We start from the raw sequence: 26611 nt of genomic DNA, 5'->3' as shown, positions 1-26611 counted from the left end.
GTTAGTCATTCCAGAACAAAAGCAAAAGATTTGGACCACGGATTACACGGATCAAAGCGAATTTTTTTGCTCTGTGCGTGTTGATCCGTGCAATCCGCGGTCGAACTGCTCTTCTTCAGTCGGCCTTTTCGGCGCACATCATTTCGGCCTCGGCGACGACCTTGCCGCCGACGCTCGCGCGTCCGTGGAAGATCGCCATGCTGCGGATCATGCGCTTCAGTTCGATGTCGAGCACGAGCTGGTCGCCCGGCTTGACGATCTGGGTGAACTTGGCCTTGTCGACCTTGACCAGGAAGTAGAGCGGGTGCGCGCCGGGCGCGTAGGTCGAGGTGAGGTGCACGAGCACGCCGGAAGCCTGTGCGAGCGCTTCAATGATGAGCACGCCGGGCATCACCGGATAGCCGGGGAAGTGGCCCTGGAAGAACGGCTCGTTGATGGTCACGTTCTTGAGTGCCGTCAGCGTTTTACCTGCTTCGAACGCGAGCACGCGGTCGACGAGCAGGAACGGATAGCGATGCGGCAGCATCTTGGCGATGTCGTGCGCTTCGATCGGCAGGGCGGGCAGGGCTTTCGTATCGTTCATCGGGGTGCATCCTTCTCCAGCGCCTGTACGCGCCGGGTCAATTCATCCAAGTGTTTGAAGCGCGCGGCATTGCGGCGCCAGGCGCGATTATCCTGGATCGGGGTGCCTGAGGAATACTCCCCGGGCTCGTGGATCGAGTGGGTGACGAGCGCCATCGAGGTGATCGTCACCTTGTCGGCGATCTCAAGATGGCCGAGCACGCCGGCGCCGCCGCCGATCAGGCACCAGCGGCCGATCTTGGCGCTGCCGGCGACCGCCGAGCAGCCGGCCATCGCGGTATGCGCGCCGATGCGCACGTTGTGCGCGATCTGGATCTGGTTGTCGAGGCGCACGTCTTCTTCGAGCACGGTGTCTTCGAGCGCGCCGCGGTCGATCGTGGTGTTCGCGCCGATTTCGCAGTCGTCGCCGATAACCACGCCGCCGAGCTGCGGCACCTTGATCCAGTGATCCTTGTCGACGGCGAGGCCGAAGCCGTCGGCGCCGAGCACTGCGCCCGTGTGCACGAGCACGCGTTGGCCGAGGCGCACGCGCGTGACCAGGGTGACGCGCGCGACCAGGCGCGACTGCGCGCCGACGTGGCAATCCGTACCGACGTGACAGTGCGGGCCGAGCTGGGCACCGTCGCCGACGCTGGCGCCCGCTTCGACGACGCAGAACGGCCCGATACTCGCGCTCGCGGCGATCTGCGCGTCGGCGGCGATCACCGCGCTCGGGTGCACGCCGGGCACGTCCGCCGCCTTGTGCTCGAACAATGCGGCGATCTTTGCGAACGCGACGTAAGGGTCTTTGGCGACCAGCGCCGCGCGCGGGAAATGCTCTGCTTCTTCAGCGCGCAAGACGATCGCGGCGGCCTGGGTCGTCTTGAGTTCGCCGCGGTAGCGCGGGTTGGCAAGGAAGCCGAGTTGGGTTTCCTGCGCCGTCGCCAGGCTGGCCACGCCGTCGATGCACACGCCGCCGTCGCCGCGCAGGTCCAGCGCGAAACGCCGGGCGAGGTCCGCCAGCGTGTAGTTTGCCTTGGGGTCGTTCACGGTTTCGCGCTGTCCGCGCCGAGCTGTTTCAGGCGTTGCAGCACCGCGTCGGTGATGTCGGCGCGCGGGCTCGCGTAAAGCACGGCCTGGCTGCCGACGACCATGTCGTAGCCTTGCGCACGCGCGTACTCGATCGCGGTGTCGTTGATGATCGCGAGATTGCGGTTGGCCTCGGCCTTGGCGCGCTCGTTGTATTCGGCGCGCGCTTCGTCGCGGCGGCGCTTGTTGTCGCGCTCGGTCGCTTCGATCTCGCGCTTGAGCGCTTCGGCGTTGTCCTTGGTCATGATCGCGCTGTCGCGCTCGTAGCGTTGTTTGAGGGCGCCCAGCTTGGTTTCATCGGCATTGATCTGGCTGTTTTGCTTGGCGAACTCGCGTTCCAGCTTCGCCTTGGATTCGAGGAACTGCGGCGCGGTGTCGATCAGGCGCCTGACATCGATATAGCCGATGCGCGGCGCGGCCGCCGTGGCCGGTGCGGCGGATGGCGCCTGCGCGGCGGCGGATGCGGACAGGGTCAGCGCTGCGATCAGCGCATATTTGCCGCAAAATCCGTTCGCACCGCCAGATTGAATCACGCGTCGGGCTCCCGCTTGCAAAACCGAGCGTTGCGGACAGGCCGCAAGGCATCGGCTACGAGTCGATGCCCAATCTTAACCTGAGAGCGCGCCTTGCGTCGCCCCACCCGCTTGGGGCGGGGCGAATCCGCTCCGTGGAATCAGAACGTGCCGCCGAAGTTGAACTGCAGCGTCTCGGAGATATCGCCCGGCTTCTTGATGATCGGACGGCCGAGGTTGATCACGATCGGACCGACCGGAGCCTGCCAGTGCAGCGAGAGGCCGGTCGAGGCACGCATGCCGTTCGTGCCGGTCCAGGAGAAATCGCTGAAATTGCGGTAGACGTTACCGACGTCGACATACCAGGACAGGCGCGTGGCCGAGTCGTCCTTGATGAACGGCATCGGGATGATCAGCTCGAGCGAGCCGGTCGTCTTGAACGCGCCGCCGAGCGGCTGCAGGCAGTAGTCCGAGTTGCCGCAGTTCGGCAGGTAATAGCGGTTGCCGGTGCCGGGAATCGGGTTGCCGTTCTTGTCGAGCTGATAGTTCGTGCCGAGCGTGTTGTCGCGGAAGTTGCGCACGTCGGAGACGCCGCCGGCGTAGTAGTTCTCGAAGAACGGCAGGCCGAGTTTCGAATTCTTGCCGTAGGCGTCGCCGTAGCCGACGTTGACCGTGCCTTCGAGCACGAAGCCGTGGGTGACCGGAATGTACTGCTGGTAGCGGTAGTTGATCTTCCAGTACTCGGCGGTCGAACCGGGCAGCGCGACTTCAATACCGAGCGACTGGATCGAGCCGTGGGTCGGGTTGAAGTATTTGTTGCGCGTATCGTGCGTCCAGCCGGCCGACAGCGTGAACTGGTGGAAAGTGTAGTGGCCGATTGCGTTGAGGTAATCGACGATCGGAGCGGGCGACCAGTATTGGCGATAGAGCAAGTTATTGCCATTCGGGTCGGTCTGCAGGATCTGATTGCCGTTGGCATCGACCAAGCACTGGCCGTTCGCGCCTTTGACGCACAAATAGGAGTCGTAGAACGTCTTGATCTTGGTCTTGCTCGCACCGAGCGACAGGCTGATCGCGTCGTTCTCGCCGATCGGGATGCCCGTGTTCACCGCGAACGAGGCCGTGTCGTTGGTGAAGTTGGCGATGTTGGCGTTGCCGAAATCGCTCTTGGTGTAGCGCAGGGTGTAGCCGAGGCCGATGCCGCTGTCGGTCAGGTAGGGCTGATAGTAGTTGAGCCCGTAAGATGTCTGGTAGTAGCTCTTCGACGCGCTGATGCCGGCCTGGTCGCCCGAGCCGAGGAAGTTGTTTTCCGACACCGCGACCGAGAGGATCAGCTTGTCGAGCTGCGAGTAGCCGACGCCGAAGGTGAAGCTTCCCGAGTTGGTCTCCTCGACCTTGACGCGGATGTCGATCTGGTCGTCCGTACCGGGTACGCGCGGCGTCGAGATATCGACTTTCTTGAAGTAGCCGAGGCGCTGCAGACGGATCTTCGAACGGTCGATCGCGGCCTGCGAGTACCAGGCGCCTTCGAGCTGGCGCATTTCGCGGCGCATGACCTCGTCTTCGGTGCGGCCGTTGCCGGCGAACTCGATGCGGCGCACGTAGACGCGCTTGCCCGGATTGACGAAGAAGTTGATGCCGACCGTGAGCTTTTCCTTGTCCGGCGTCGGGATCGGCGTCACCTGGGCGAAGGCGTAGCCGATGTTCGCGAGCACCGCGGTCATCTGCTCGGAGGCCTTCTGCACCTTCTGCCGCGAGAACACTTCGCCCGGCCTGAAGTCGATGAACTTGCGCATCTCGTCTTCGCTGACGACGAGCGTGCCGGAAAGCTGTATGTCGGAAATCTTGTAGACCTGGCCTTCGGTCATCGACGCGGTCAGGTACATGTCGCGCTTGTCCGGGCTGATCGAAACCTCGGTCGAATCGAGGCTGTAGTCGAGATAGCCGCGGTCGAGATAGAACGACTGCAACTTCTCCAGGTCGCCGGTCAGTTTTTCCTTGGAGTACTGGTCGTCGCGCGAATACCACGAGGTCCAGTTGCTCGTATCCGACTCGAAATCGCTGCGGATCTCGCCGGTCGGATAGGTCTTGTTGCCGACCAGCTCGATGCTCTTGATCTTGGCGACCTTGCCCTCGGCGATGTTGATCGCCAACTCGATGCGGTTGCGGTCGAGGTTGATCACGGTCGGCTTGATCGTGACGTTGTACTTGCCGCGGTTGTAGTACTGGCGGGTCAGTTCCTGGGTCACGCGGTCGAGCGAGAGGCGGTCGAACGGCTCGCCTTCGGCGAGGCCGATGTCCTTCAGGCCCTTGAGCAGGTCTTCTTCCTTGAGATCCTTGTTGCCCTTGATCTGGATCTTCGAGATCGCCGGGCGCTCCTTCACCGTGATGACGAGGATGTTGCCCTGGCGGCCGATCTGCACGTCGGTGAAGAAGCCGGTCTTGTACAGGGCGCGCACGGCCTGTTGGGCGCGCTCAGTGGTGACGTTGTCGCCCTTTTCCACCGGCAGATAGGTGAACACGGTGCCCGGGGCGATGCGCTGCAATCCGTCTATGCGGATGTCGGAAGCGACGAAAGGATCGATGGCGTGGGCTTTGGCGGTAAGGCAGGCGAACAGAACTAGGGCGGCGATACGCTTCATCGTCACTTCCAAAACAGAGATTGACCGGCGAGCCGGGGTACAGACCAGAAAACGCAGATTTTCGTCCCCGGCAGGACGAGGGCCGGCAATTATCCGCCCTCGCTGCGGTTTTATGAAGTCACTAGGCGCACGATGTCGTTATAGAACGCCAAGCTCATCAAGGATACCAGCAGAGCGAGGCCGACATATTGGCCGGCGATCAGTGTACGTTCGCTGACCGGACTGCCCTTAATCCACTCGGCCAGGCACATGACGATATGCCCGCCGTCGAGGATCGGAATCGGCAGCAGATTGAGGATGCCGAGGCTCAGGCTGATCACCGCGAGGAAGGTCAGGAACCACGGCAGTCCCTCGTTCGCCGAGGCATTGGCGACCTGGGCGATGGAAATCACGCTCGACAGGTTTTTCGTCGACGCCTCGCCGACAATCATGCTCTTGATCATGCCGAGCATCGAGGCGGCCTGCTTCCAGGTCTCGGTGAAGGCGGCCGGGACCGCGGCAACCGGGCCGAAGCGTTCGAGCGCGTCGCGCGTGCGTTCCTTCCAGCCGACGCCGAGCATCCAGCGCGTCTCGCCGTCGCGCACGCGCTGTTCGGAGGTGACGGTCAGCGGGACTTGGGCGCCGTCGCGTTCGACCACGAGCGAGATCTGCGGATTCTTCGGCGCCGCCTCGGCCAGCAGGCGCGAGACGTCGGTTGAATCGGCGATGATCTGGCCGTTGAGGCTGAGGATGCGGTCGCCGAGCTTGACGCCGCCGCGGGACGCAGGCGTATCCGCTTCGACGAGGCCGATTACGGCCGGCCGCGGCGCCGGGCCGAGGCCGATGCGCTCGTACACCGCGAGATTGTCGGGCGCACCGGGGGGCAGCTTGCTCAGGGCCAGGGTGACCGAGCGGGTCTGGCCGTTTTTGTCCGCGACTTCGACCGGCGTGTCGCGATGCAGGGCCGCGGCCTGGGTCACGGCGAGCATCGCCGAGCTCATCGAATCGACCTTTTCGCCGCCGACGGCAAGGATGCGGTCGCCCGCCGTCAGTCCCGCTTCGGCGGCGAGGCCCTGCGGCTTGCCGATCACCGGCTGGTAGTCCGGCCGGCCGATCACGAACATCGCCCAGAATGCGACGATCGTGAACAGGATATTGAATGCCGGGCCGGCCGCGGCGATCGCGATGCGCTGCCACGGCGGCTTGCGGTTGACCGCACCTTCGAGCGACTGCGATCCGACCGCGCCGTCGACCTCGTTCTCGTCGAGGAATTTCACGTAGCCGCCGAGTGGGATCGCGCCGATCGCCCATTCGGTACCGTCGCGGTAGAACGACGCGATCGGTTTGCCGAAGCCGATCGAGAAGCGCAGCACGCGCACACCGCAGCGCCGTGCGACCCAGTAGTGGCCGAATTCATGGAAGGTCACGAGCACGCCGAGCGTGACCGCGAGCCAGAAGATGGAACCGAAAACTTCTTGCATGGGCGAGAGAACCGAGATCGGAGATCCTAACTATCGGGGCGGAAAGGCGCTTGCGCGGCTCGATCCATCGAGGACGAGGCAGCGGCAATGCCGGACGAGAAAATATTGTGCGTTCGGGCGGCTTTCCTTCCTGGAAACACCTTCCCCTGTATCACCATCTGCGGCCTTGTCCCTGGCCGGGAAAGGCGAAAATTCAACAAAAGCCTTGCTGCATCTTACGTTGCGCTATTCGGCGTGCCGTTAAATCAGTGTGAAGCAGATGCTCCACTCCGTCCACCGGTTCAGCGGAGATTGCGTCGAGAGCGGCCTCGATCAACTCCGGAATGGCAAGGAAGGGCAGGCTGCCTTCGAGGAAGGCACCGACGGCTACCTCGTTGGCCGCATTGAGCACGGTCGGCGCCGTTCCGCCCGCTTCGAGCGCCCGGTAGGCGAGGTCGAGGCAGCGGAACGTGTCGCGGTCCGGCGCCTCGAACTGCAGGGCGCCCGCGCGGATCAGGTCGAGCGGCGCGACGCCGGCATCGATGCGCTGCGGCCAAGCGAGGGCGTGGGCGAGCGCGGTGCGCATATCGGGATTGCCGAGTTGGGCGAGCACCGACCCGTCCGCGTACTCAACCAGCGAATGCACAAGGCTTTGCGGATGCACGACGACTTCGATTTCGGCCGGCGCGGCGCCGAACAGCCAATGCGCCTCGATGACCTCGAGGCCCTTGTTCATCAGCGTGGCCGAATCGACCGAAATCTTGCGGCCCATGCTCCACTTCGGATGCGCGCAGGCCTGATCGGGCGTGATCGCAGCGAGGTCCGCGCGCTTGCGGCCGCGGAACGGGCCGCCCGAGGCAGTCAGCAGGATGCGGCGCACACCCGCGACGGCGAGATCGGGCCGCCCGCCCGGCAGGCATTGGAAAATCGCGTTGTGCTCGGAATCAACCGGAATCAGGTCGCCGCCGCCCGCATGCACGGCGTCGAGCAGGAGTTTGCCGGCCATCACCACCGACTCTTTGTTGGCGAGCAGCAGGCGCTTGCCCGCGCGCGCCGCGGCGAGCGTCGATTCCAGGCCCGCGGCACCGACGATCGCGGCGACCACGGTGTCGCAGAGTTCGCCCGAGGCGGCCTCGTTGAGCGCTTGCGTGCCTGCTGCGACCCGGGTTTGCAGCCCGGCCGCAACGATCCGGTCGCGCAGGGCGATTTCGAGTGCTGGGTCGGCTATGACAGCAAGGTCGGGGCGGAAGCGCACGCACAGGGCGGCGAGTTCGTCGACCTTGCGATGCGCGGCGAGCACGCTGGCGCGGAACTGGCCGGGATGGCGCGCGATCACGTCGAGCGTGCTCGCACCGATCGAGCCGGTGGCGCCGAGTACCGCGACGTTCCTCATTGAGCCTGTTTCCAAATCGTAGCGAGCGAAGACAGTTCGCGCGCGCACGGAGCGCAAGAACCGAAGTTTACAGAGGGGTAAATGAGGATTCCGAGCACGCTACGCGCGTGAAATGTCGAGCGCAGTAGATTTGGAAGCAGGCTCATAGTCCCAGCAGGGCTTTGCCGAGGGCAAAGAACGGTAGGGCCGCGAACACGCCGTCGAGACGATCGCAGACGCCACCATGGCCGGGGAACAGATTGCCCGAGTCCTTCACGCCGGCGTGACGCTTGATCATGCTCTCGAACAGATCGCCGACCACCGAGAACGCCACGCTGATCAGGGCGACGAGCACGAGCAGAACCAGGCTCGCGCCGCGCACGTCGAGGAGCCAGCCGCCAATTGCGGCGATGATGCCCGAGCCGATCAGCGCACCGTAGAGTCCCTCGCGGGTCTTGCCCGGACTGATCTGCGGCGCGAGTTTGGTCTTGCCCCAGCGGCTGCCGGCAAGATAGGCGAAAGTGTCGGCGCACCAGACCAGAAGCAGCGCGTAGAGCGCCCAGGTGTGCGGAATCGCCTGCGTCTGGTGAATGCGCATCAGGCCCGCGAACGCCGGCAAGATGGCGAGTGCGCCCGCGGCGAGCTTGAGCGCCGTGTGCTCCGGCGTGGTCGAGGCGGCGAACGAGAACTGGCGCAGCCAGAACACGGCGCCGATCCAAGCCAGGCAGCCGAGGATGATGAAGGCCCACCACAGCACGATGTTCGAGGTGAAATACAGCGCCAGCATCGCGCCGACGCCGAGCGCGACCGCCACCGCGCGCCACGGCCGCGAGCGCATGCCGGACAGGCGCGTCCATTCCCACATGCCGATGCCGCAGAGCGTGCCGATCACGGCGACGAAGGCCGGCGTCGGCACGAACAGCATCAAGGCGATCGCGAACGGCGTGATCAGCAGTGCGGTGATAATCCGTTGTTTCAAGCAACCCCCGATTGGCCAAGCCGGAAATCAACGCCGTCCGCCCTGAGGTAGCGCAGGGTGAATACCACGCCGAGATTGCCGTTCGTGGTTCGGTGCCTCACCACGAATGGGGTGGCAAGGTTCAACTCGTGAATCCGCATCAGTCTTCGCCCGTGACCTGAGCGCTCGTTTTACCATAACGCCGCTCGCGTCCGGCAAAATCGGCGATCGCGGCGTCGAGGTGAGCGGCGTCGAAGTCCGGCCACAACGCGTCCGAAAAGTAGAGTTCCGCGTAGGCAAGCTGCCAGAGCAGGAAATTGCTCACGCGCCTTTCGCCGCCCGTGCGGACGAACAGATCGAGCGGCGGCAGATCGGCCAGCGCGAGATAGCCGGCCAGCCGTGCCTCGTCGATCTGGCCCGCGTCGATTTCGCCGCCGACCGCGGCCTCGGCCGCGCGGCGCGCGGCCTGGGCGATGTCCCAGCGGCCGCCGTAGTTGACCGCGATGTTGAGCGCGAGCTTGGTGTTTTCCCGGGTCTTCGTCATCGCCGCCTGCATGCGCTCATGCAGCGCTGGTGCGAAAGCGGACAATTCGCCGATGAAGCGGATGCGCACGCCGTAGCCGTGCAGTTCGTTGACTTCGCGGTCGAGCGCCTTGAGGAACAACTCCATCAGCGCACCGACTTCGTCCTTGGGTCGCTGCCAGTTTTCCGACGAGAACGCGAACAGGGTCAGGGCTTCGACGCCACGGTGCAGGCAGGCTTCGATCGTCGCGCGCACCGCTTTCTGGCCGGCATGGTGGCCGAACGTACGCGGACGATGGCGCTGCTTCGCCCAGCGGCCGTTGCCGTCCATGACGATGGCGATGTGGCGGGGTTGCTGCATTGTGGATTTTTCCACTTCCGTTCGTATTTCTGCGACGGACCATGCGGGTCCGCGGGGTGACTTTCGCGCGCCTTGCGCGAACGTATCCAGCACGTCCGCGCTCTTTTTTTTGCTTGTCATTCCCGCGTGCTCTTGGCGGGGCTCTTAACAGCCGCAGGGCTGGTCATCCAGCGACTTTGTTTTTTTAGTTAGGATGAGCAAAAGCTTCCACTCGTCCTACGGACGAGCGGGTCACTTTCTTGTCTACAGCGACAAGAAAGTAACCAAAGAAACGCCGCCCCGGGAGCCGCGCCGCCTGCGGCGGTTCGCGAGGTCATGCCGGGGTTCGCTCGATGGACATCCATGTACGTTCGCGAACTCGCGCGCATCCTGCGCGCGACCCTTACGGGCGGTTCCGCCATGCCCTCGCCGCGGCTGACGGGGACCCGAAGAGCGAAAAAGCCGAGCGGAGATCAAAAGCGCGAAGCTAAGCTCTCTCCGAATCCCGAATCCCGAATCCCGAATCCCGAATCCCGGCTCTCACATCGCCATCAATTCGTCTTCTTTGGCCTTGACCACGCCGTCGACGTCCTTGACGAACTTGTCGGTCAGTTTTTGCATGTCTTCTTCGGCCTTGCGCTCTTCGTCCTCGGTGATCTTCTTGTCCTTGAGCAGTTCCTTGACCTGGTGCAGGGCGTCGCGGCGCACGTTGCGGATCGCGATCTTGGCGTTCTCGCCTTCGTGCGAAACGTGCTTGGACAGTTCCTTGCGGCGCTCCTGGGTGAGGGGTGGGATATTGATGCGGATCACCGTGCCGGCCGTGGTCGGGGTGAAGCCGAGGTTGGCGGCGATGATCGCCTTCTCGACCGCGGCGACCATGGGCTTTTCCCACGGTGTGATTGTCAGCGAGCGCGCGTCGGCGACGGCGATGTTGGCGACCTGGCCGATCGGCACGTCCGAACCGTAGTAGTTGACCTTGAGATGGTCGACCAGCGCGGTGCTCGCGCGGCCCGTGCGCAGGCGGACGAGTTCGTGCTTGAGCGCATCCACGCTCTTGGTCATGCGCGTTTGCGCGTCCGATTTGATGTTGTTGAGCATGACGGGCTCCGCTGGCCTTTGGAAAGGCCGCAAAGTATATCAGCGTCGCTCGGCGCGGCGTGTTTGCCGCGGCCTCGGGGCGTTTACCTGCCGGTGTCGACGAGGGTGCCGACCGCTTCGCCGCGCACGATGCGCATAAGGTCGCCTTCGCGGCTCATGTCGTAGATGCGCAGCGGCAGTTTGTTGTCGCGGCACAGGGCGATCGCCGCCGTGTCCATCACCGCAAGTTTGCGCTCGATGACCTGATCGTAGGTGAGGCGGTCGTAGCGCGTCGCGGTCGGATCTTTCTTCGGGTCGGCGGTATAGACGCCGTCGACCTTGGTCGCCTTGAGCACGAGGTTGGCGCCGATCTCGATCGCGCGCAGTGCCGCGGCCGAGTCGGTGGTGAAGAACGGATTGCCGGTGCCGGCGGCAAAGACCGCGATGCGGCCCTTTTCCAGATGGCGGATCGCGCGGCGGCGGATGAAATCCTCGCAGACCTCGTTGATCTTGATCGCGCTCATGACGCGTGCCTCGGCGCCGACTTTTTCCAGCGCGTCCTGCATCGCCAGCGCGTTGATCACGGTGGCGAGCATGCCCATGTGGTCGCCGGTCACGCGGTCCATGCCGGCGGCCGCGAGGCCTTCGCCACGGAAGATGTTGCCGCCGCCGATGACCATGCCGATCTGCACGCCGGCGCGCTGCACTTCATGCGCCTCGCGCGCGAGGCGGTAGATTACTTTCGGGTCGATGCCGTAGTTGGCTTCGCCCATCAGCGCCTCGCCGGAAAGTTTCAAGAGGATGCGCTTGTACTTGATCTCGGCGGGCATAGCAGTTCCTTGCGGCGGGCAAACGCGCGCATTCTAGCCCAGAGCGCTCGGCAGCGGAGCGTCGTCAGATCACGCGGGCGATCCAACCGCTGCGACGTAACGTCGCGACGGTGAGCCAGCTCAGCGCGAGCGCGGCGAGAAACACGATCGTGCCTTTCGCCGCTCCGGGCCAGCTCGCGCCAAGCAAAGAGAACTGCAACCAGCTGACGAAGGCGTAATGGACGATGTAAATGCCGTAGGCGTTGCGGCTCAGGCTGTCGAGAACGGCGGAGCGGCGTTGTTTGAAGCGCAGGAAAATCGCCAGCAACGCGATCGATGTGGCGGTGCAGGATAGCGCGAACGCGGCCAGGGTCGCCGTCGAGAGTCCGGCGATCGGCTGTTGCTTCCCATTGGTAACCAGAAGAGTGATGAACAGTGCGACGAGCGCAAAATAGGCCGCGACCGCCACGTTGAGCCAGAGCATCCAACGTCGCCCGAGATTGCCGCCTGCGGCGAACACCCCACGTTCGATGCCCCAGGCGCCGACGGCGATGCCGACGGCGAAGAAGCTCAGGTACAGCCCAACGCGACAGGTCTGGAAGAAGAACGGGCCGAAGCTCCACCATGCCGACGGATCGACAAGCGACGCGAGCGGAACGAAGGCGATCAGCGCAATCGCCGCAAGCCACGCGAAGAAAACCGCTGGGGAGCGGGACGCCAACGCGCGCCCCGCGGCTTCGGCCCAGCCCGGCGCGATGCGCGAAGACAGCGCGGCAAGCACGTCGAACGCGAGCAGGGCCCAGAGAAACCAGGCCGGTCCGGCCGGCCAGACGCCGAGTGCGAGCCAGGCTTGGGCGAATCCGCCGATGCCCGCCTCGCCGCCACGCTGCAACCACGCGGGATAGTAGGCGAGCGGCGCCAGCACGAGCGCGGAAACGACGAACGGCAGGCCTAGGCGCAGGCAGCGGTCACGCAGGAACGAACCCGCGCCCTTGCGCCGCAGGCTCGGCCAGACGAACAGTCCCGAAAGCAGGAACATCAGCGACATGAAAAACGTGTCGTTGAAGCCGACGAAGACGTCGATGCCGGCCCAGCGCTGCGTGTCGACCACCGGAAACGCGGCCCAAAACATATTGGCGGCACCGAAACTGCCGAGCGGCGGCGCGTAGGGGTGGTAGGCGAGCACGGCATGATGGGCGACGACGAGCACGGTGATGAATGCGCGCAGATAGTCGAGGGCGAAGTGGCGTTCGTGTGTCGATGGGGCGGTGATGGTCGGCTGCATGGGTTCGAGAGCGAATGCTCTTTGGCGGGAGTGGGGAGAAGGCCGCGGTAAAGATGCGGCCGGCAGCGCTGGCGTTTAGGCCGCGCGGCGACGTCGTCGCAAGGCGACGAGATAGGCGATTCCGGGCACGCCCATCAGCAGCACGATTGCGCCGAGTGCGGTGCGGAAGAGCAGATCGAACTGGTGGCGCTGAAAGTAGTCGCGGGCGAACAGATCGTTGGCATGTTGTTGAGCAATCGCGAAGCCGCCGCCGGCGACGTCGTAGGCGACGGCAAGGCCGCCGGCGGCCGCCGTCCACGCCGCGGCGAAACCGCCGATCGCGTAATCGCCGATCGCGATGCCGCCGAACGCAAACAGTCCGAGCGCGATCGTGGCGAGCGAGACCAGTCCGAAACTGACCGAACCGATCGAGACGATGCCGAACGAGATCGCGCCGACGCTGATGCCGCCGCAACTCGTCGCACCCATCGCGTAGAGGACGCCGAACGCGTGCGCCGGGCCGATCGCGATCCAGCCGCGCGCCGATCCCGCGCCGCGCGGCGGCACGCCGAACTGGATATGCAAAAGAGGCAGACCGAGCAGTGTGGCGCGGCTGCGGTACTCGCTGAAATCGCGCCGGGCGCCTGCGTCGTCATCGGCGAACAATTGCGGATACGCATGGCGTTCGGCTTCGCGCAGGGCCGTCACGGCGCGCGCCGAAGCGAGCACGGTGAGCACGATCCACGCCGCGAATGTCAGCGGCAGCGCCACCGCCGCGGCGAGAAACAGCCACAGGTGTTCGGCCCAGAACGGCCCAGCGAACGTGAACGCAAACAAGGCGGGCAGGAAAAACGCGAGCCCGAGAAGGATGTTGCGCATCTGCCGATGCAGGAGGGCGTGTTCGCGCGGAGTGCGCGCGGCCTCGGCGCCGAGGCGATAGCCGATGTACGTGCCGACGAAGCCGAGCAGCAGGCCGGACAAAGCGTTGAACAACGCGGCGAACCCGGCCCACTTGGCCAGGGTGCCGCCCTGCGCCGCGGTCGCGCCGACCGCGGCCGCAGCCGCCGAAGTCGTCGTGCCGGGCAGCGCGGCCACGACGGCCAGGGTGAATGCGGCGTTCGGCGCGCTGCGTGCGAGTGCGCCTTCGACGAAGCTCGCGATCTGTTCCTGCAGCAGCTTGCGTCCGCGCGACAGACGCTGTTTGACCGCTTCCTCGCTGAGATTCAACGCGGCGGCGACTGCCTCGATCGACTGCTGCTCGCGGTAAAACAACACGAGCGGTTCGCGATAGAGCGGCGGAATATGCGCGATCGAGCGCCACAGGATCGTCTGCTCCTCGTCGCTGATCGCCTGCTCGTGCGGTGGCGCGTCTGCAGCGGCCGCGTCGAAGGTCGCATCGATCGGGTCTGCGGCATGTGCCGGCTCGCGGCCGTCGCGGCGGCGTGTGTTCTGGGCCACGTTGCGCGCGATGCCGCAGAGCCAGGCGCGCAGGCTGTCTGGGTCGCGCAGGTCGCGCAGTTGTTTCCAGGCGCTGATGAAGGTTTCCTGGGCCAGGTCTTCGCTCTGGCTCAGATTGCCGGTCGCACTGTAGCCGATCGAGCAGACCAGGGACTGATAGCGCGCGACGATACGCGCGAACGCGTCGCGGCTGCCGGCGAGGCTTTGCGCGACGAGCTTGGCGTCGTCGCTGCGGGAGTCGAACAGGCGTGCGGTCATTTGCATGGTACGCACTGGTGGCTCGGTCGGGGAAAAAGGTGACAGAAATGCGCGCAATAAAAAAGCCCGCGGAGTCCGCGGGCTTTTTTCAACAGTGCGGGCCGTGCGGCCCAACTGCTTAGACCTTCATGGCCTTCGCCACTTCGGCGGCGTAGTCCTCGACGACCTTCTCGATGCCTTCGCCGACGGCGAGGCGCTGGAAGCCGATCACGTCCGCACCGGCGGCCTTGGCCGCGGCTTCAACGGTCTTGTCGGTGTCGAGCACGTAGGGCTGGCCGTACAGCGTGTTCTCGTTGACGATCTTGGCGATCTTGCCGCCGATGATCTTCTCGAGGATTTCGGCCGGCTTGGCCTTGTCCTTCTCGGTCATCTTGGCCAGTTCGATTTCCTTTTCCTTGGCGACGAAATCGGCCGGCACGTCGGCCGCCTTGTTGTACGGCGGGTTCATCGCGGCGACGTGCATCGCCACGCCACGCGCGAATTCCGCGTCGCCGCCCTTGACCTCGGCGAGCACGCCGATGCGGCCGCCGTGCAGGTAGGCGCCGACGTTGTTCGCGCTGTCGATGCGCACGAGGCGGCGCACCTGCACGTTCTCGCCGACCTTGGCGATCAGCAAGGCGCGGGCTTCCTCGACCGTCTCGCCCGAGGCGAGCTTGACGCTCTTGAGCGCCTCGGCGTCGGCGGCACCCGAAGCGAGCGCGGCCTGGGCGACGGCGTCGGTGTAGGCGATGAAGTTCGAGTCCTTGGCGACGAAATCGGTCTCCGAGTTGATCTCGACGAGCACGGCCTTGCCGCCGTTCTGCGCCATCGCGATGCGGCCTTCGGCAGCGACGCGGCTGGCCTTCTTGTCGGCCTTGGCGAGACCCTGCTTGCGCAGCCACTCGGCCGCGGCGTCGATGTTGCCCTGGTTTTCGGTGAGTGCCTTCTTGCACTCCATCATGCCGGCGCCGGTGCGCTCGCGCAGTTCCTTGACCAGGCTTGCGGTGATTTCCATGGGGTACCTCGGTTGCTTGAATGTGGGGCGCGATCTTGAAGACCGCGCGTGACAGGATTCTTTCCTTCTCCCGCCGGGAGAAGCCGCCCCTAAGGGTCGGATGAGGAAAAGGCGCGGCAAGGAACCTGCCGTGTTGTTTCCAATCGGCCTCCCTGCCTTGCCCTCGGTGGACGCACGCGGCGCCGTTCAAGGCATCGCGTAGCGTGTCGATTTCGACCCTCGTCCGGCGTTTCGCGTCCTCTTCCCGGCGAGGGGAAGAGGAACGGGGCGATTACTCCGCGGTTTCCGGCGCGGCGTCGTCGGCCTTCTTCGCCGACGGCGGCGGGCCGCGGCGTCCGGCCGGGGCCTTCTTCGGCGCCGGCTTGCGCGGGCCCGGCTTGCGGCGATCGTCGCGCTCGCGCGCGTCGGCCCGCTTCGTCACCGGGTTGCCTTCGGCGTCGAGTTCGACGAACTCGTCCTTGGCTGCGGCGACGTAGGCCGGGGCGGCGGCCTTGCCTTCGAGCACCGCGTCGGCGGCGGCGCGCGCGTAGAGCTGCACGGCGCGGATCGCATCGTCGTTGCCCGGGATCGCGTAATCGACCAGGGACGGGTCATAGTTGGTATCGACCACGGCGACGACCGGAATGCCGAGCTTCTTCGCTTCCTTGATCGCGATGTCCTCGTGACCGATGTCGATCACGAATAGCGCGTCGGGCAGGGCGTTCATGTTCTTGATGCCGCCGAGCGACTTCTCGAGCTTGTCCTTCTCGCGGATCAGGCCGAGCACTTCGTGCTTGACCAGCTTCTCGAAGCGGCCGTCGGTGGACATCGCTTCGATTTCCTTGAGGCGCGCGACCGACTGCTTGACCGTGCGGAAGTTGGTCAGCATGCCGCCGAGCCAGCGCTGGCTGATGTAGGGCATACCGCAGCGCGCGGCTTCTTCCTTGAGCGTGTCGCGCGCCGAGCGCTTGGTGCCGACGAACAGCACGGTGCCGCGCTTCTGCGCGATCGCCGACAGGAAGTTCATCGCGTCGGTGAACAGCGGCAGGGTCTTTTCGAGGTTGATGATATGGATCTTGCCGCGCGCGCCGAAGATGTACGGCGCCATGCGGGGATTCCAGTAGCGGGTCTGATGACCGAAATGCACGCCGGCTTCGAGCATCTGGCGCATGGTGACTTGAGGCATTGTATACTTCTCTCGACAATGGACTGCACCGCGCTCATCGGCGCGATGAAAGTCCGGGGTTGAACCTCCACGTATCCAGCGTTGGCGACCTCGAATCCCGAAGGGACCGAAGCACCCCGACAACGGTAACGATACGTGTGCGGATTTGGGCACTGTGCCCTGGCGGACTTGGGAATAAGCCCCCGCGCCCGCATTTCGGAACAGCGCTGCGGTATTGCAGCGAGCCACGAAACTTTGAAATTATAGCCTGTGCCGCCGTTTCAGGACAAGCGGCGGCGAATCGGACCGAGAAAGCCATGCCCGTTACCATCAAAACCCCCGAGCAGATCGAAAAAATGCGCGTCGCCGGCAAGCTCGCCGCCGAGGTGCTCGAAATGATCGTGCCGCACGTGAAGCCAGGGGCGACGACCGAAGAGCTCGACGCCATCTGCTACGACCATATCGTCAACGTGCAGAAGGCGATTCCGGCCAACGTCGGCTACAAGGGCTTCCCGAAGACGATCTGCACCTCGGTCAACCACGTGATCTGCCATGGAATTCCGAGCCCGGGCAAGATCTTGAAGGACGGCGACATCGTCAATATCGACGTCACCGTGATCAAGGACGGCTGGCACGGCGACACCAGCCGCATGTACTACGTCGGCAAGCCCGACGTGCGCGCGCAACGCCTGTGCACGGTCACCTTCGAGGCGATGATGCTCGGCATCGGCCAGGTCCGCCCCGGCGCGACGCTCGGCGACATCGGCCATGCGATCCAGAAGCACGTCGAGGCGGCCGGGTTCTCGGTCGTGCGCGAATACTGCGGCCACGGCATCGGCCAGATCTACCACGAGGACCCGCAGGTGCTGCACTACGGCCATCGCGGCCAGGGCCTGCGCCTGGAAAAGGGCATGACCTTCACCGTCGAGCCGATGGTCAACGCCGGCAAGGCACAGACGCGCTTGCTGCCCGACGGCTGGACCGTGGTCACGCGCGACCATTCGCTGTCGGCGCAGTGGGAGCATACGGTCACCGTCACCGACGACGGTTTCGAGATACTCACGCCTTGGCCGAAGGCGGCGTGATGCCGCTTTCCTTCTCCCGCGCCGAGAAGAAGCTCAGAACGAGCGGATAAAGGAAAGGCGCTACAAATTTTCAGGGTATTGTGCACGCGGAAGGTTTTTTCCTTATCCGCCTGCCGGCACCTTCTCCCGCCGAGAGAACGGTTTCTCCATAAAGGTCCGTTGATTCGATGCCTGCGCCGAGCAACTCCGCCGAACTAGCCATCGTGCTGCCGCGCCTGCCGAGGAGCGTGCCGCGTTCGGGCGTCTCCGAGCAGGCGCGCCTGTCGCTCAAGCAATTGCTCGGCGACACCGACCGGCGTTTCGCCGAGGCGTTCGCCGCGATCGACAGGGAGCGCTACGACGCGGCGACGGGAGAACTGATCCGGTTGCGTTCGCGTGCCGTCGAGCGCATCGTCGCCCATGTATGGACTTCCTGCGTCGGCGAAAGCGAGGCGTTGGCCCTGTTCGCCGTCGGCGGCTTTGGCCGCGAAGAAATGTTCCCGTATTCCGACGTCGACCTGCTCGTGCTGACCGTGCCGTGCCCCGAGCCGGCCGCGTTGCGCGCCGTCGAGTCGTTCTTCACCTGCCTGTGGGACATCGGCCTCAAGCCGGGCCACGCCGTGCGCACGCTGGTCGAGTGCCGCGAACTCGCCGCGGGCGACGCGGTGATCTACACGAGCCTGCTCGATGCGCGGCAGATTCTCGGCGCGCCTGTGCTTGCCGTGGAGTTCGCCGCGTTGATGCGCGACGAAACGATCTGGCCGCCGGCGCAGTATTTCGCTGCCAAGCGCAAGGAAGAAGAGCAGCGCCGCGCCAAGTTCAACGACACGGCCTACAACCTCGAACCGAATCTCAAAGACGGTCCGGGTGGCCTGCGCGCGCTGCAGTTGATCCTCTGGTTCGGCCAGCGCCTGTTCGCCGCGCCGACGTTCGCCGCGCTGGTCGAATGCGACATGTTGTCGGCCGACGAAGCGACCGCGGCCGACCAGGCACGCGCGCGCCTGCAGCACATCCGCTATGCGCTGCATCTCGCCGCGGGCCGTCCCGAAGAGCGCCTGCTGTTCGATTATCAGCGCGAGCTGGCGCGGCGCCTCGGCTACAGCGACGAGCATGCACAAAACCTCGGCGTCGAACAGTTCATGCAGAGTTTCTTTCGTGCGGCGATCGTCGTCGCGCGGCTCAACGAACAGTTCGTGCAGCGCTGCGAGGAGGCGCTCGACGAAGATTCTGCGTCGGCGGAGCCGCGCCGGCTGAGTCTCGACTTCGTCAATCTCGGCGGCCGCCTCGACTGCGATCCGCCCGATTTATTCCTGCGCCGTCCGGCCGCGCTGATCGACCTGTTCCGTGTCTGGATCGAGCATCCCGAAGTGAAAGGACTGCGCGCCGATCTGGTCAGCCGCATCAACGAGGCGCTGACGCGGATCGGCCGCGACCTCGCGTTCGACGACGAGGTCAACGCCGCCTTCGCGCGCCTGCTGCGCAAGGGCGCGCCGGCGATCGACGCGCTCGTGCGCATGAACCGCTACGGCGTGCTCGCGCAATACCTGCCGGCGTTCGGCCGCGTGGTCGGGCGCATGCAGTACGACCTGTTCCACGTCTACACCGTCGACGAACACACGATGCGCGTGCTGCGCAACGTGGCCAAGTTCGCCGATGTCGAGGCGAGCCGCGAGTTCGCCCTTGCGCACGAGCTGTTCGGCCGCCTCGCGAAGCCGGAACTGCTGATCCTCGCCGCGCTGTTCCACGACATTGCCAAAGGTCGCGGCGGCGATCACTCCGAACTCGGCGAGAAGGACGCGCGCGAATTCTGCGCCGTGCTCGGCCTGTCCTCGGCCGACGTCGATCTCGTTGCCTGGCTTGTGCGCTGGCATTTGCATATGAGCGTCACCGCGCAGCGCCAGGACATCAACGATCCCGACGTCGTGCACCGCTTCGCCAGCACGGTCGAAGATTCCGAACGCCTCGATTATCTGTATCTGCTCACCTGCGCCGATATCGCCGGCACCAGCGCGAAGTTGTGGAATTCGTGGAAGGACAAGCTGCTCGCCGACCTCTACACGAGCACGCGCTACGTGCTGCGCGGCGGCCTCGAACGGCCGCCGCACGCGGCGGAGCGCGTGCGCGAGGCGCAGATGCAGGCCTATCAGGCGCTCGCCGAACTCGGCCTGTCGGCGCAGTCGGTCGGGCGCATCTGGTCGGACTTCCCCGAGGAAACCTTCCTGCGCTTCAAGCCGAGCCTGATCGCCTGGCAGACCGCCGGCATCGCCAATGCTTCGCATGCGAAGGCGCCGCTCGTCCTCGTCGATCCGCAGGGCCCGCGCGGCGGCAGCGAAGTGTTCGTCTATGCGCCCGACGGCGACGGCTTGTTCGCCGCGGTCACCGCGGTGTTCGAGCGCATGCGCCTGTCCGTGCTCGACGCGCGCATCGTTACCTCGAAGAGCGGCATGGGCATGGACAATTTCCTTGTGCTCGACGCCAACTCGCGCGTGCTCGATGCGGGCACGGTCGAACGCCTGCGCCGCACGCTCGAGGAAACCCTCAAGCAGAATCCGTATCCGGTGTCGGTCGGTGCGCAGCGGCCGCTGAGCCGGCTCAAGCATTTCCAGATTCCGACGCGCATCGAGTTCCGCGACGACGCGCAGAGCGGGCGCACCCAACTTGCGCTGGTCTGCTCGGACCGTCCGGGCCTGCTCGCCGCGGTCGCGCAGGTGTTCCGTGCGCGCCGGCTGCGCGTGCACGATGCGCGCATCGCCACGTTCGGCGAGCGCGTCGAGGATTTCTTTCAACTCACCGACGACGACAATCGCATGCTCGGCGCAACGGAATGCGCAGCGCTGCGCGCCGCGCTCGCCGAACGCCTCGCCGCGCAGATCGCGCCTGCGGCCAAGGCCGCGGAGGCCTACAGCATCTCCGTCTGAACGATGGCGCGTCGCGGCTTGCGCGCGGCGCCGCTCGGAATCTTTTTGCACTCCCAGTAAACTCCGGTTCCTGCGTTCCGGCGCCGCGCCCGATTCAAATGCGCGTGCCGCCTGCGCCCGCGATGCTCATCCAGAGGTTTTCTATGCTATCCCTTGAAGACACCATCGACTCGGCTTGGGAACGCCGCGCCGATCTGCCGGCCGCCGAAGTTGAGTCCGCATTGCGCCCTGCGATCAAGCGCGCGCTCGACCTGCTCGAAACCGGCGAACTGCGCGTCGCCGAGCCCGATGGACAGGGCGGCTGGAAGGTCAATCAGTGGCTGAAGAAAGCCGTGCTGCTGTCGTTCCGCATCAACGCCAACAAAGTGATGGATGCGGCACCGGCGCCGTACTTCGACAAAGTGCCGCTGCGCTTCGAAGGCTACGACGAGGAAAAATTCCGCGCACTCGGCGCGCGCGCCGTGCCGGGCGCGATCGTGCGCCGCGGCGCCCACGTCGCCAAGGACGTCGTGCTGATGCCGAGCTTCGTCAACATCGGCGCTTACGTCGGTGCGGGCACGATGGTCGACACCTGGGCCACGGTCGGCTCCTGCGCGCAGATCGGCAAGAACGTACATCTGTCCGGCGGCGTCGGCATCGGCGGCGTGCTCGAACCGCTGCAGGCCGGGCCGACGATCATCGAAGACGACTGCTTCATCGGCGCGCGCTCGGAAGTCGTCGAAGGCTGCGTCGTCGAGAAGGGCAGCGTGATCGGCATGGGCGTCTTCATCGGCCAATCGACGCGCATCTACAACCGCGCGACCGGCGAGATTTCCTACGGCCGCGTACCGGCCGGCAGCGTTGTCGTCGCCGGCTCGTTGCCGGCCAAGGACGGCAGCCACAGCCTCTATGCCGCGGTCATCGTCAAGCAGGTCGACGAGAAGACGCGCTCGAAGACATCGATCAACGAGCTGCTGCGCGGCGGCGAGTGATTCGTGGCTGCGCTCGGGCTCGATCACTACAACCTGCGCGCGCCGAGTCCGCTGCTCGAAGCGCTGCGTGATTTCTACTGCGCAACGGTTGGCCTGCGCGTCGGTCCGCGGCCGCCGTTCCGCAGCCGCGGCTATTGGCTCTACGCGGGCGAAAAGGATGTGCTGCATCTGACCGAGACGCGCGCGGACGAGACACGTGCGCTCCATGCGGTCGCGACGTTCGACCACGTCGCGTTCGCCTGCGAGAATTTTGCGGCGATGAGCGCGGCCTTGATCGCACAGGGCATTGTGCACGAGGTCGACGAAGTCCCGGCGAGCGGGCAGCGTCAGATTTTCTTCGACGATCCCGCCGGCAACGGCGTCGAGCTGAACTTCATCGCCTGACCCGGACACATTGCGGCCTAGGTCTCACCGCGATGTAAATCCAAGATTCCTTCACATTTCGTGCGCTTTGGCGATCGACAGTGGTCGAACTGCCGAACCTGCCTGTCAGCGGAATCGCCGCTGGAGCGTTGAGGGTTCGCCGTAGAACCTTCGAGTCTCCCGCCACGCACGATGAACCGATCGGCCGTCCACCCGCTGCGCTTCGCTCCCGCACCGATTTTTATCGTCGGTTCGCCGCGCTCGGGCACGAGCATTCTGACCTGGTGCCTGGGCCAGCACTCGAACCTACTGGCGCTCGAAGAGTCCGGCTGGATGGGCGATTTCGCTGCCGACGTCGGCGCTCGGCACAAGGCCGGCAGCCGTCGCGGTGAGCGCTCCCAACTGGCCGCGATCGGCGTCGAGCGCGACGCCTTCATCGCCGAATTCGGCGTCGCCATCGACAACCTGATCTTCCGTCATCGTCCCGGATCGCCGGCGGGCTACGCAGCGGACGCGAAGACGCGCTGGATCGACGGCACGCCCGAGTACTCGCTGCATATCTGCGGCTTGCGCAAATTGTTTCCGGCGGCGAAATTCCTGCATATCGTGCGCGACGTCGACGACGTGGCCGCGTCGATGCTGAACTTCCATCGCATCGGCGGCGTGAGCCTGGTCGCCGACGCCGCGCAGGCCTATGCCTACTGGAGCACGACCGTCGGCGCCTGCGTCGCTGCCGAACGCGCGCTCGGCGGCGAGGTCGTGCATCGGTTGCGCTACGCCGATCTGGTCGAGCGGCCCGAAGCGACCTTGCGCGAGGTCTGCGAATTTCTCGACGAGCCCTACGAAGCCTGCTGCCGCGAACCGCTGCGCATGCGCATCAACAGCTCGAACGTGCCGGCCGATTTCGCCGTCGATACCGCGCGGGTCGACGCGGACGCGCTGCGTGCGGCGCGCGAGCTGAGCCGATCGCTGCAGGAAAACGTGCCCGGATGCGAGCCGTCGCAGTCCGTCGCGGCCGGCTTCGACCGCGCATTCGACGAGCGCGTCGATTTCGTCGCCGCGCTCGACGGCGAATACGCGGTCGCGCAGGACAAGCTCGCCGGCCTTCATGCCGAACTCGAACGTTCCAATGCGTGGGCGCGCGATCGCAACGCCGCCGTGGCGGAACGCGATGCGGCGATCCTCGGCTTGCAGCACGAGGTCGAACAAGGCAACGCCTGGGCGCAGTCGCTCGATGCGCAAGCCGCGCAGCAATCCGCCGTCATCGTCGCGCTGCAGGACGAAGTGGCACAGCGCAACCGCTGGGCCGGCGAACTTGATGCGGAAGTGCAGCGCCGTGACACGCGCATTCTCGGCCTGCAGACGGAACTCACCGAGAGCACGCATTGGGCACAGCGCCTCGACCGCATTCTCGGCCGCTTCGGCGCACTCCTGCTCGTGCAGTTCGTGCTGATCGTCGGTATGCGCTATGCGGGCGCGGCCGGCCTGCGCGCCGCGCACGTCGCCTGGCCGCTCTATGCCGCGTCGAGCACCGGCGGGGCGTTCGCGTTTCTGTGGATGCGCCGCGCGCACCTGCGCGGCGCGATGCGCGATTTCCTGCGCCGCTTTTAAGCCCCTCCGCTTCCCTTAGAATGCGAAGCTGATTCGCGGCGTGCGCGTGCGCGCCGCCTGCTTCCATCGGAGAGACGGATGACGACCACGCTGTACGGATTGGACAAATGCAGCACCTGCGTCAAGGCGCGCAAGTGGCTGGACAAACACAAGATCGACTATCGCTTCGTCGACTATCGCGAGCATCGCGTGGACGCGGCCGTGCTCAAGGACTGGGCCAAGCAGGTCGGCGGCTGGGAGAAGCTGGTCAACCGCACCGGCATGACCTGGCGCAATCTTCCGCCGAACCGCAAATCGCCCGAGTCCGATCCGGAATGGCTGCTGCTGATCAAGGAATATCCGGCCCTCGTGCGCCGCCCGGTCGTGGTGCGTGCCGACGGCGTCAGCCTCGGCTTTACCGACAAGTTGTTCGCCAGTCTGTTCGGCGCGAAGAAATAACTTTCGCGCCTACGGCAGCACAGTCTTTTTGAATCCCGGAATCCCATGTCCGAAATCCTCGACCTGACTATCGACCTGATCCGGCGTCCTTCGATCACGCCCGACGATCGGGGCTGCCAGAAACTGCTCGGCGAGCGTCTCGCGCGCGCGGGCTTCGCGATCGAGTCGCTGCGCTACGGAGAAGTCGACAACCTCTGGGCAACGCACGGCAGCGGCGCGCCGGTGCTCGTGTTCCTCGGCCATACCGACGTGGTGCCGACCGGTCCGGTAGAAAAATGGTCGAGCCCGCCGTTCGAGCCGACCGTGCGCGAAGGGCGCTTGTACGGCCGCGGCGCGGCCGATATGAAATCGTCGGTCGCGGCGATGACACTCGCGCTCGAAGCCTTCGCCAAGGCGCATCCGCAGCATCGCGGCACGATCGCGCTGTTACTGACCAGCGACGAGGAAGGGCCGACCAATCTCGACGGCGTGCGTCGTGTCGCCGACGAGTTCCGCCGCCGCGCTCAGCGCATCGACTACTGCGTCGTCGGCGAGCCGTCGTCGGCGCTGCAGCTCGGCGATGTCATGCGCGTCGGCCGCCGCGGCTCGCTGTCCGCGCGCCTGACGGTGCGCGGCGTGCAGGGTCACGTCGCTTATCCGGATAAGGTGCGCAATCCGATCCATCTCGCCGCGCCCGCGCTGGCCGAACTCGCGGCGACACGCTGGGACGAGGGCAACGACGAATTTCCGCCGACCTCGATGCAGATCTCCAACGTGCACGCCGGCACCGGCGCGCTCAATGTCGTCCCGGGCGAGCTGGCGGTGACGTTCAATTTCCGCTTCTGCACCGAGAGCACGGCAGATTCGCTGCGTGAACGCAGCGAGGCGATCCTGCGCCGACACGGTCTCGATTTCGAGATCGCCTGGGATTTGTCCGGCGAACCGTTTCTGACCCGCAACGGCGCACTGCGCGCCGCGGCCGGTGCCGCAATCCGCGAAGTCTGCGGCGTCGTCGCCGAAACGAATACCGCGGGCGGCACCTCCGACGGGCGCTTCATCGCGCCGCTCGGCGCCGAGGTCGTCGAACTCGGTCCGGTCAACGCGTCGATCCACAAGATCGACGAGCACGTGGCGCTCGCGGAAATCGAAAAACTTCCCGACCTCTACCTGGACATCGCGCGGCGGCTGCTGGCCTGAGTCGCATATCGGCAGGAATAAACCTTTTCCGTCGAGCGGCGCATCCTAGCTTCGTTTGCTGCCGGCGTCGCCGGCAGCGTAAGTCGAACCGGCGCGAACGGCCGGGCCTTCATGTCATGGGAGAAGCAATGCGCAAGCGGTATTCGGTACTTGGATTGGCGGCGGCTCTGTTCGCAGGCGGCAGTGCTCAGGCAGGCGTGGATCTGTCGGGCTTGAGCAAGGATATTGTCGGGCCGAAGACGCAGGTGCTCGTGCTCGGCAGCGTGCATCTTTCGCAGATGCCGAAGGGTTTCAAGCCCGAGTCGCTGAATCCGCTGCTCGACCGGCTCGTCGCCTACAAGCCCGACGTCATCACGATCGAAGCGATCTCGGGCGAAGGCTGCGACAGGATGAAGCGCTATACATCGCTGTATTCGGCAGACGACGTGAAGCATTACTGCCGCGACACGTCGGCGGCGAAAGTCGCGACCGGACTCGACATGCCCGCGGCGATCGGCGAAGTAGACAAGACTCTCAAGGCGTGGCCGGCCAAGCCGACCGCCGCACAGCGCCGGCATCTCGCTGCGCTGTTTCTCGCTGCAGGCGATGATGCTTCCGCCGTGGTGCAGTGGCTGCAGTTGCCGGCGGCCGAGCGCATCGCCGGCGACGGCTTGGACGAGACGCTCGCGGCGACGCTGCGCAAGCTCGAAACGAAGAACAACGAGGATTATCTGATCGCCGCGCGCGTCGCGGCGCGACTTGGCCTGCAGCGCGTGTATCCGGCCGACGATCACACCGGCGACAACCTGCCGATCGACGACGAGCAGGCCTATGGCAAAGCGATCCAGCAGGCATGGAACGGCGCAGCGGGGCTGACCAAAACCTTGGGCGAAAAAGAAGACGCCTTGAGCAAGGGCGGCGACATGCTGGCCCTGTATCGCCTGGTCAACAAGCCGGACAGCCTGAGCCTGCGGGCGCAGAGCGATTTCGCCGCAGCGTTGCGCGATCCGTCGCCGCAGCATTACGGCCAGTTGTACGTCGCCGGCTGGGAGACGCGCAATCTGCGCATGGTGTCCAACGTGCGCGCCGCGTTCGGCGATCGTCCCGGTGCACGCGTGCTGGCGATCGTCGGCGCGATGCACAAGCCGTGGTTCGACAATTTCCTCGGTCAGATGCAGGTCGTCGAGATCGTCGATGCGGAGCAGATACTCAAGTAACGGGGGTGTATGAAGCCGCGCCGTCCGCCGCGAAAGCGGAAACGGCGCGGTTTGCGCTTCGCCCCGGTATATACCTCGAGTCGTGACGCGGACGCTCAGCCGAAGTGGCAGATGTAGTGATAACCCTCGCTCGTGCGGATCTCGAACGCCGTGTTCGCCGGCACGCTGAATTTTTCGCCGATGCCCGAGTGCGTCCACGCGTCGTCGCCGGGCAGCCGGTACTCACAGGAGCCGCCGACGCATTCCATGACTTCGGCCACACCCGTGGTGAAGGTCAGCGACGCCGGCAGGATCACGCCAATGGTCTTGCGGCTGCCGTCGGCGAAATGCAGCGTGTGCGAGACGCACTTGCCGTCGAAGTAGACGTTGGCCTTGGTCGCGACGCTGGCCGGGGTGAGCGTTTCGGTCGTCATCTTTGCTGAGTCCTTGTGGCTG

23 protein-coding genes are annotated in these 26611 nt (G+C 65.3%); 8 read left to right on the top strand and 15 right to left on the bottom strand.

Features of this window, described 5'->3' with window-relative positions:
* Positions 1-115 precede the first annotated feature (115 nt).
* The 14 genes from fabZ to rpsB form a co-directional block, all read right to left on the bottom strand.
* On the bottom strand, positions 116-583 hold the full coding sequence (gene fabZ, locus FFS30_RS02405; RefSeq protein WP_137911512.1) for a 3-hydroxyacyl-ACP dehydratase FabZ: 468 nt from the start codon (positions 581-583) through the stop codon (positions 116-118).
* Complete coding sequence (gene lpxD / locus FFS30_RS02400) at positions 580-1611, bottom strand: UDP-3-O-(3-hydroxymyristoyl)glucosamine N-acyltransferase (RefSeq protein ID WP_137911511.1); 1032 nt, start codon at positions 1609-1611, stop codon at positions 580-582. Before lpxD ends, fabZ begins: the two co-directional genes overlap by 4 nt.
* Positions 1608-2183 (bottom strand): OmpH family outer membrane protein, encoded by a 576-nt coding sequence (locus FFS30_RS02395; RefSeq protein WP_171014373.1) that lies wholly within the window; start codon positions 2181-2183, stop codon positions 1608-1610. Before FFS30_RS02395 ends, lpxD begins: the two co-directional genes overlap by 4 nt.
* A gap of 140 nt (positions 2184-2323) precedes the next feature.
* A complete protein-coding gene (gene bamA, locus FFS30_RS02390; RefSeq protein ID WP_137911509.1) occupies positions 2324-4804 on the bottom strand; it encodes an outer membrane protein assembly factor BamA in 2481 nt (826 codons plus the stop codon).
* 110 nt (positions 4805-4914) lie between these two features.
* Complete coding sequence (gene rseP, locus FFS30_RS02385; protein ID WP_137911508.1) at positions 4915-6264, bottom strand: RIP metalloprotease RseP; 1350 nt, start codon at positions 6262-6264, stop codon at positions 4915-4917.
* 193 nt (positions 6265-6457) lie between these two features.
* The gene (locus FFS30_RS02380) at positions 6458-7636 is read right to left on the bottom strand and encodes a 1-deoxy-D-xylulose-5-phosphate reductoisomerase (RefSeq protein WP_137911507.1); all 1179 of its coding nucleotides are present in this window, start codon (positions 7634-7636) and stop codon (positions 6458-6460) included.
* Positions 7637-7778: 142 nt separating this feature from the next.
* Positions 7779-8594, bottom strand: coding sequence for a phosphatidate cytidylyltransferase (locus tag FFS30_RS02375; protein ID WP_137911506.1), 816 nt, complete (start codon positions 8592-8594; stop codon positions 7779-7781).
* Between the two features lie 139 nt (positions 8595-8733).
* Positions 8734-9456, bottom strand: a complete 723-nt coding sequence (gene uppS / locus FFS30_RS02370) for a polyprenyl diphosphate synthase (RefSeq protein ID WP_137911505.1) — start codon at positions 9454-9456, stop codon at positions 8734-8736.
* A 519-nt stretch (positions 9457-9975) separates the two neighbouring features.
* Complete coding sequence (gene frr / locus FFS30_RS02365; protein ID WP_137911504.1) at positions 9976-10533, bottom strand: ribosome recycling factor; 558 nt, start codon at positions 10531-10533, stop codon at positions 9976-9978.
* 83 nt (positions 10534-10616) lie between these two features.
* Entirely contained in the window at positions 10617-11342 is a 726-nt protein-coding gene (gene pyrH / locus FFS30_RS02360) for a UMP kinase (RefSeq protein ID WP_137911503.1), read from the bottom strand.
* A gap of 64 nt (positions 11343-11406) precedes the next feature.
* Entirely contained in the window at positions 11407-12606 is a 1200-nt protein-coding gene (locus FFS30_RS02355; protein ID WP_137911502.1) for an acyltransferase, read from the bottom strand.
* A gap of 75 nt (positions 12607-12681) precedes the next feature.
* On the bottom strand, positions 12682-14307 hold the full coding sequence (locus FFS30_RS02350; protein WP_249352269.1) for a sigma-70 family RNA polymerase sigma factor: 1626 nt from the start codon (positions 14305-14307) through the stop codon (positions 12682-12684).
* Positions 14308-14419: 112 nt separating this feature from the next.
* Complete coding sequence (gene tsf, locus FFS30_RS02345; RefSeq protein WP_137911500.1) at positions 14420-15295, bottom strand: translation elongation factor Ts; 876 nt, start codon at positions 15293-15295, stop codon at positions 14420-14422.
* A 271-nt stretch (positions 15296-15566) separates the two neighbouring features.
* Positions 15567-16460: a 30S ribosomal protein S2 gene (gene rpsB / locus FFS30_RS02340; protein ID WP_137911499.1), complete on the bottom strand. Its 894-nt coding sequence runs from the start codon at positions 16458-16460 to the stop codon at positions 15567-15569.
* A 296-nt stretch (positions 16461-16756) separates the two neighbouring features.
* On the opposite strand from rpsB, the gene map reads away from it, so the two are divergent.
* The 8 genes from map to FFS30_RS02300 all read left to right on the top strand — a co-directional run bounded on the left by map (position 16757) and on the right by FFS30_RS02300 (position 26176).
* Complete coding sequence (gene map / locus FFS30_RS02335) at positions 16757-17524, top strand: type I methionyl aminopeptidase (protein WP_137911498.1); 768 nt, start codon at positions 16757-16759, stop codon at positions 17522-17524.
* Positions 17525-17691: 167 nt separating this feature from the next.
* Positions 17692-20421 carry a [protein-PII] uridylyltransferase gene (gene glnD, locus FFS30_RS02330; protein ID WP_137911497.1) on the top strand — a complete coding sequence of 910 codons (2730 nt, stop codon included), beginning with the start codon at positions 17692-17694 and terminating at the stop codon, positions 20419-20421.
* 143 nt (positions 20422-20564) lie between these two features.
* A complete protein-coding gene (gene dapD, locus FFS30_RS02325) occupies positions 20565-21392 on the top strand; it encodes a 2,3,4,5-tetrahydropyridine-2,6-dicarboxylate N-succinyltransferase (protein ID WP_137911496.1) in 828 nt (275 codons plus the stop codon).
* Between the two features lie 3 nt (positions 21393-21395).
* Positions 21396-21776, top strand: coding sequence for a VOC family protein (locus FFS30_RS02320; protein ID WP_137911495.1), 381 nt, complete (start codon positions 21396-21398; stop codon positions 21774-21776).
* A gap of 171 nt (positions 21777-21947) precedes the next feature.
* A complete protein-coding gene (locus tag FFS30_RS02315) occupies positions 21948-23366 on the top strand; it encodes a sulfotransferase (RefSeq protein ID WP_137911494.1) in 1419 nt (472 codons plus the stop codon).
* 78 nt (positions 23367-23444) lie between these two features.
* Positions 23445-23804: a Spx/MgsR family RNA polymerase-binding regulatory protein gene (locus FFS30_RS02310; protein WP_137911493.1), complete on the top strand. Its 360-nt coding sequence runs from the start codon at positions 23445-23447 to the stop codon at positions 23802-23804.
* A gap of 45 nt (positions 23805-23849) precedes the next feature.
* Entirely contained in the window at positions 23850-24980 is a 1131-nt protein-coding gene (gene dapE, locus FFS30_RS02305) for a succinyl-diaminopimelate desuccinylase (protein WP_137911492.1), read from the top strand.
* 128 nt (positions 24981-25108) lie between these two features.
* Positions 25109-26176, top strand: coding sequence for a DUF5694 domain-containing protein (locus tag FFS30_RS02300; protein WP_137911491.1), 1068 nt, complete (start codon positions 25109-25111; stop codon positions 26174-26176).
* Positions 26177-26271: 95 nt separating this feature from the next.
* Here FFS30_RS02300 and FFS30_RS02295 read toward each other — a convergent pair whose 3' ends face one another.
* The gene (locus tag FFS30_RS02295) at positions 26272-26589 is read right to left on the bottom strand and encodes a pyrimidine/purine nucleoside phosphorylase (RefSeq protein ID WP_137911490.1); all 318 of its coding nucleotides are present in this window, start codon (positions 26587-26589) and stop codon (positions 26272-26274) included.
* Between the last annotated feature and the right edge of the window lie 22 nt (positions 26590-26611).

The organism is Rudaea sp. 3F27F6, from assembly GCF_005503555.1.
Lineage (GTDB): Bacteria > Pseudomonadota > Gammaproteobacteria > Xanthomonadales > Rhodanobacteraceae > Rudaea.
Note: the sequence above shows the minus strand (reverse complement) of the source record. Positions and strands in the feature narration are given on the sequence as shown.

What these genes read in the sequence shown, in the direction of transcription:
- fabZ (WP_137911512.1), bottom strand. Translation starts at nt 583, where the DNA reads ATGAACGATACGAAAGCCCTGCCCGCCCTGCCGATCGAAGCGCACGAC.
- bamA (WP_137911509.1), bottom strand. Translation starts at nt 4,804, where the DNA reads ATGAAGCGTATCGCCGCCCTAGTTCTGTTCGCCTGCCTTACCGCCAAA.
- rseP (WP_137911508.1), bottom strand. Translation starts at nt 6,264, where the DNA reads ATGCAAGAAGTTTTCGGTTCCATCTTCTGGCTCGCGGTCACGCTCGGC.
- FFS30_RS02380 (WP_137911507.1), bottom strand. Translation starts at nt 7,636, where the DNA reads ATGAGGAACGTCGCGGTACTCGGCGCCACCGGCTCGATCGGTGCGAGC.
- uppS (WP_137911505.1), bottom strand. Translation starts at nt 9,456, where the DNA reads ATGCAGCAACCCCGCCACATCGCCATCGTCATGGACGGCAACGGCCGC.
- frr (WP_137911504.1), bottom strand. Translation starts at nt 10,533, where the DNA reads ATGCTCAACAACATCAAATCGGACGCGCAAACGCGCATGACCAAGAGC.
- pyrH (WP_137911503.1), bottom strand. Translation starts at nt 11,342, where the DNA reads ATGCCCGCCGAGATCAAGTACAAGCGCATCCTCTTGAAACTTTCCGGC.
- FFS30_RS02355 (WP_137911502.1), bottom strand. Translation starts at nt 12,606, where the DNA reads ATGCAGCCGACCATCACCGCCCCATCGACACACGAACGCCACTTCGCC.
- FFS30_RS02350 (WP_249352269.1), bottom strand. Translation starts at nt 14,307, where the DNA reads ATGCAAATGACCGCACGCCTGTTCGACTCCCGCAGCGACGACGCCAAG.
- tsf (WP_137911500.1), bottom strand. Translation starts at nt 15,295, where the DNA reads ATGGAAATCACCGCAAGCCTGGTCAAGGAACTGCGCGAGCGCACCGGC.
- rpsB (WP_137911499.1), bottom strand. Translation starts at nt 16,460, where the DNA reads ATGCCTCAAGTCACCATGCGCCAGATGCTCGAAGCCGGCGTGCATTTC.
- map (WP_137911498.1), top strand. Translation starts at nt 16,757, where the DNA reads ATGCCCGTTACCATCAAAACCCCCGAGCAGATCGAAAAAATGCGCGTC.
- glnD (WP_137911497.1), top strand. Translation starts at nt 17,692, where the DNA reads ATGCCTGCGCCGAGCAACTCCGCCGAACTAGCCATCGTGCTGCCGCGC.
- dapD (WP_137911496.1), top strand. Translation starts at nt 20,565, where the DNA reads ATGCTATCCCTTGAAGACACCATCGACTCGGCTTGGGAACGCCGCGCC.
- FFS30_RS02315 (WP_137911494.1), top strand. Translation starts at nt 21,948, where the DNA reads ATGAACCGATCGGCCGTCCACCCGCTGCGCTTCGCTCCCGCACCGATT.
- FFS30_RS02310 (WP_137911493.1), top strand. Translation starts at nt 23,445, where the DNA reads ATGACGACCACGCTGTACGGATTGGACAAATGCAGCACCTGCGTCAAG.
- dapE (WP_137911492.1), top strand. Translation starts at nt 23,850, where the DNA reads ATGTCCGAAATCCTCGACCTGACTATCGACCTGATCCGGCGTCCTTCG.
- FFS30_RS02300 (WP_137911491.1), top strand. Translation starts at nt 25,109, where the DNA reads ATGCGCAAGCGGTATTCGGTACTTGGATTGGCGGCGGCTCTGTTCGCA.
- FFS30_RS02295 (WP_137911490.1), bottom strand. Translation starts at nt 26,589, where the DNA reads ATGACGACCGAAACGCTCACCCCGGCCAGCGTCGCGACCAAGGCCAAC.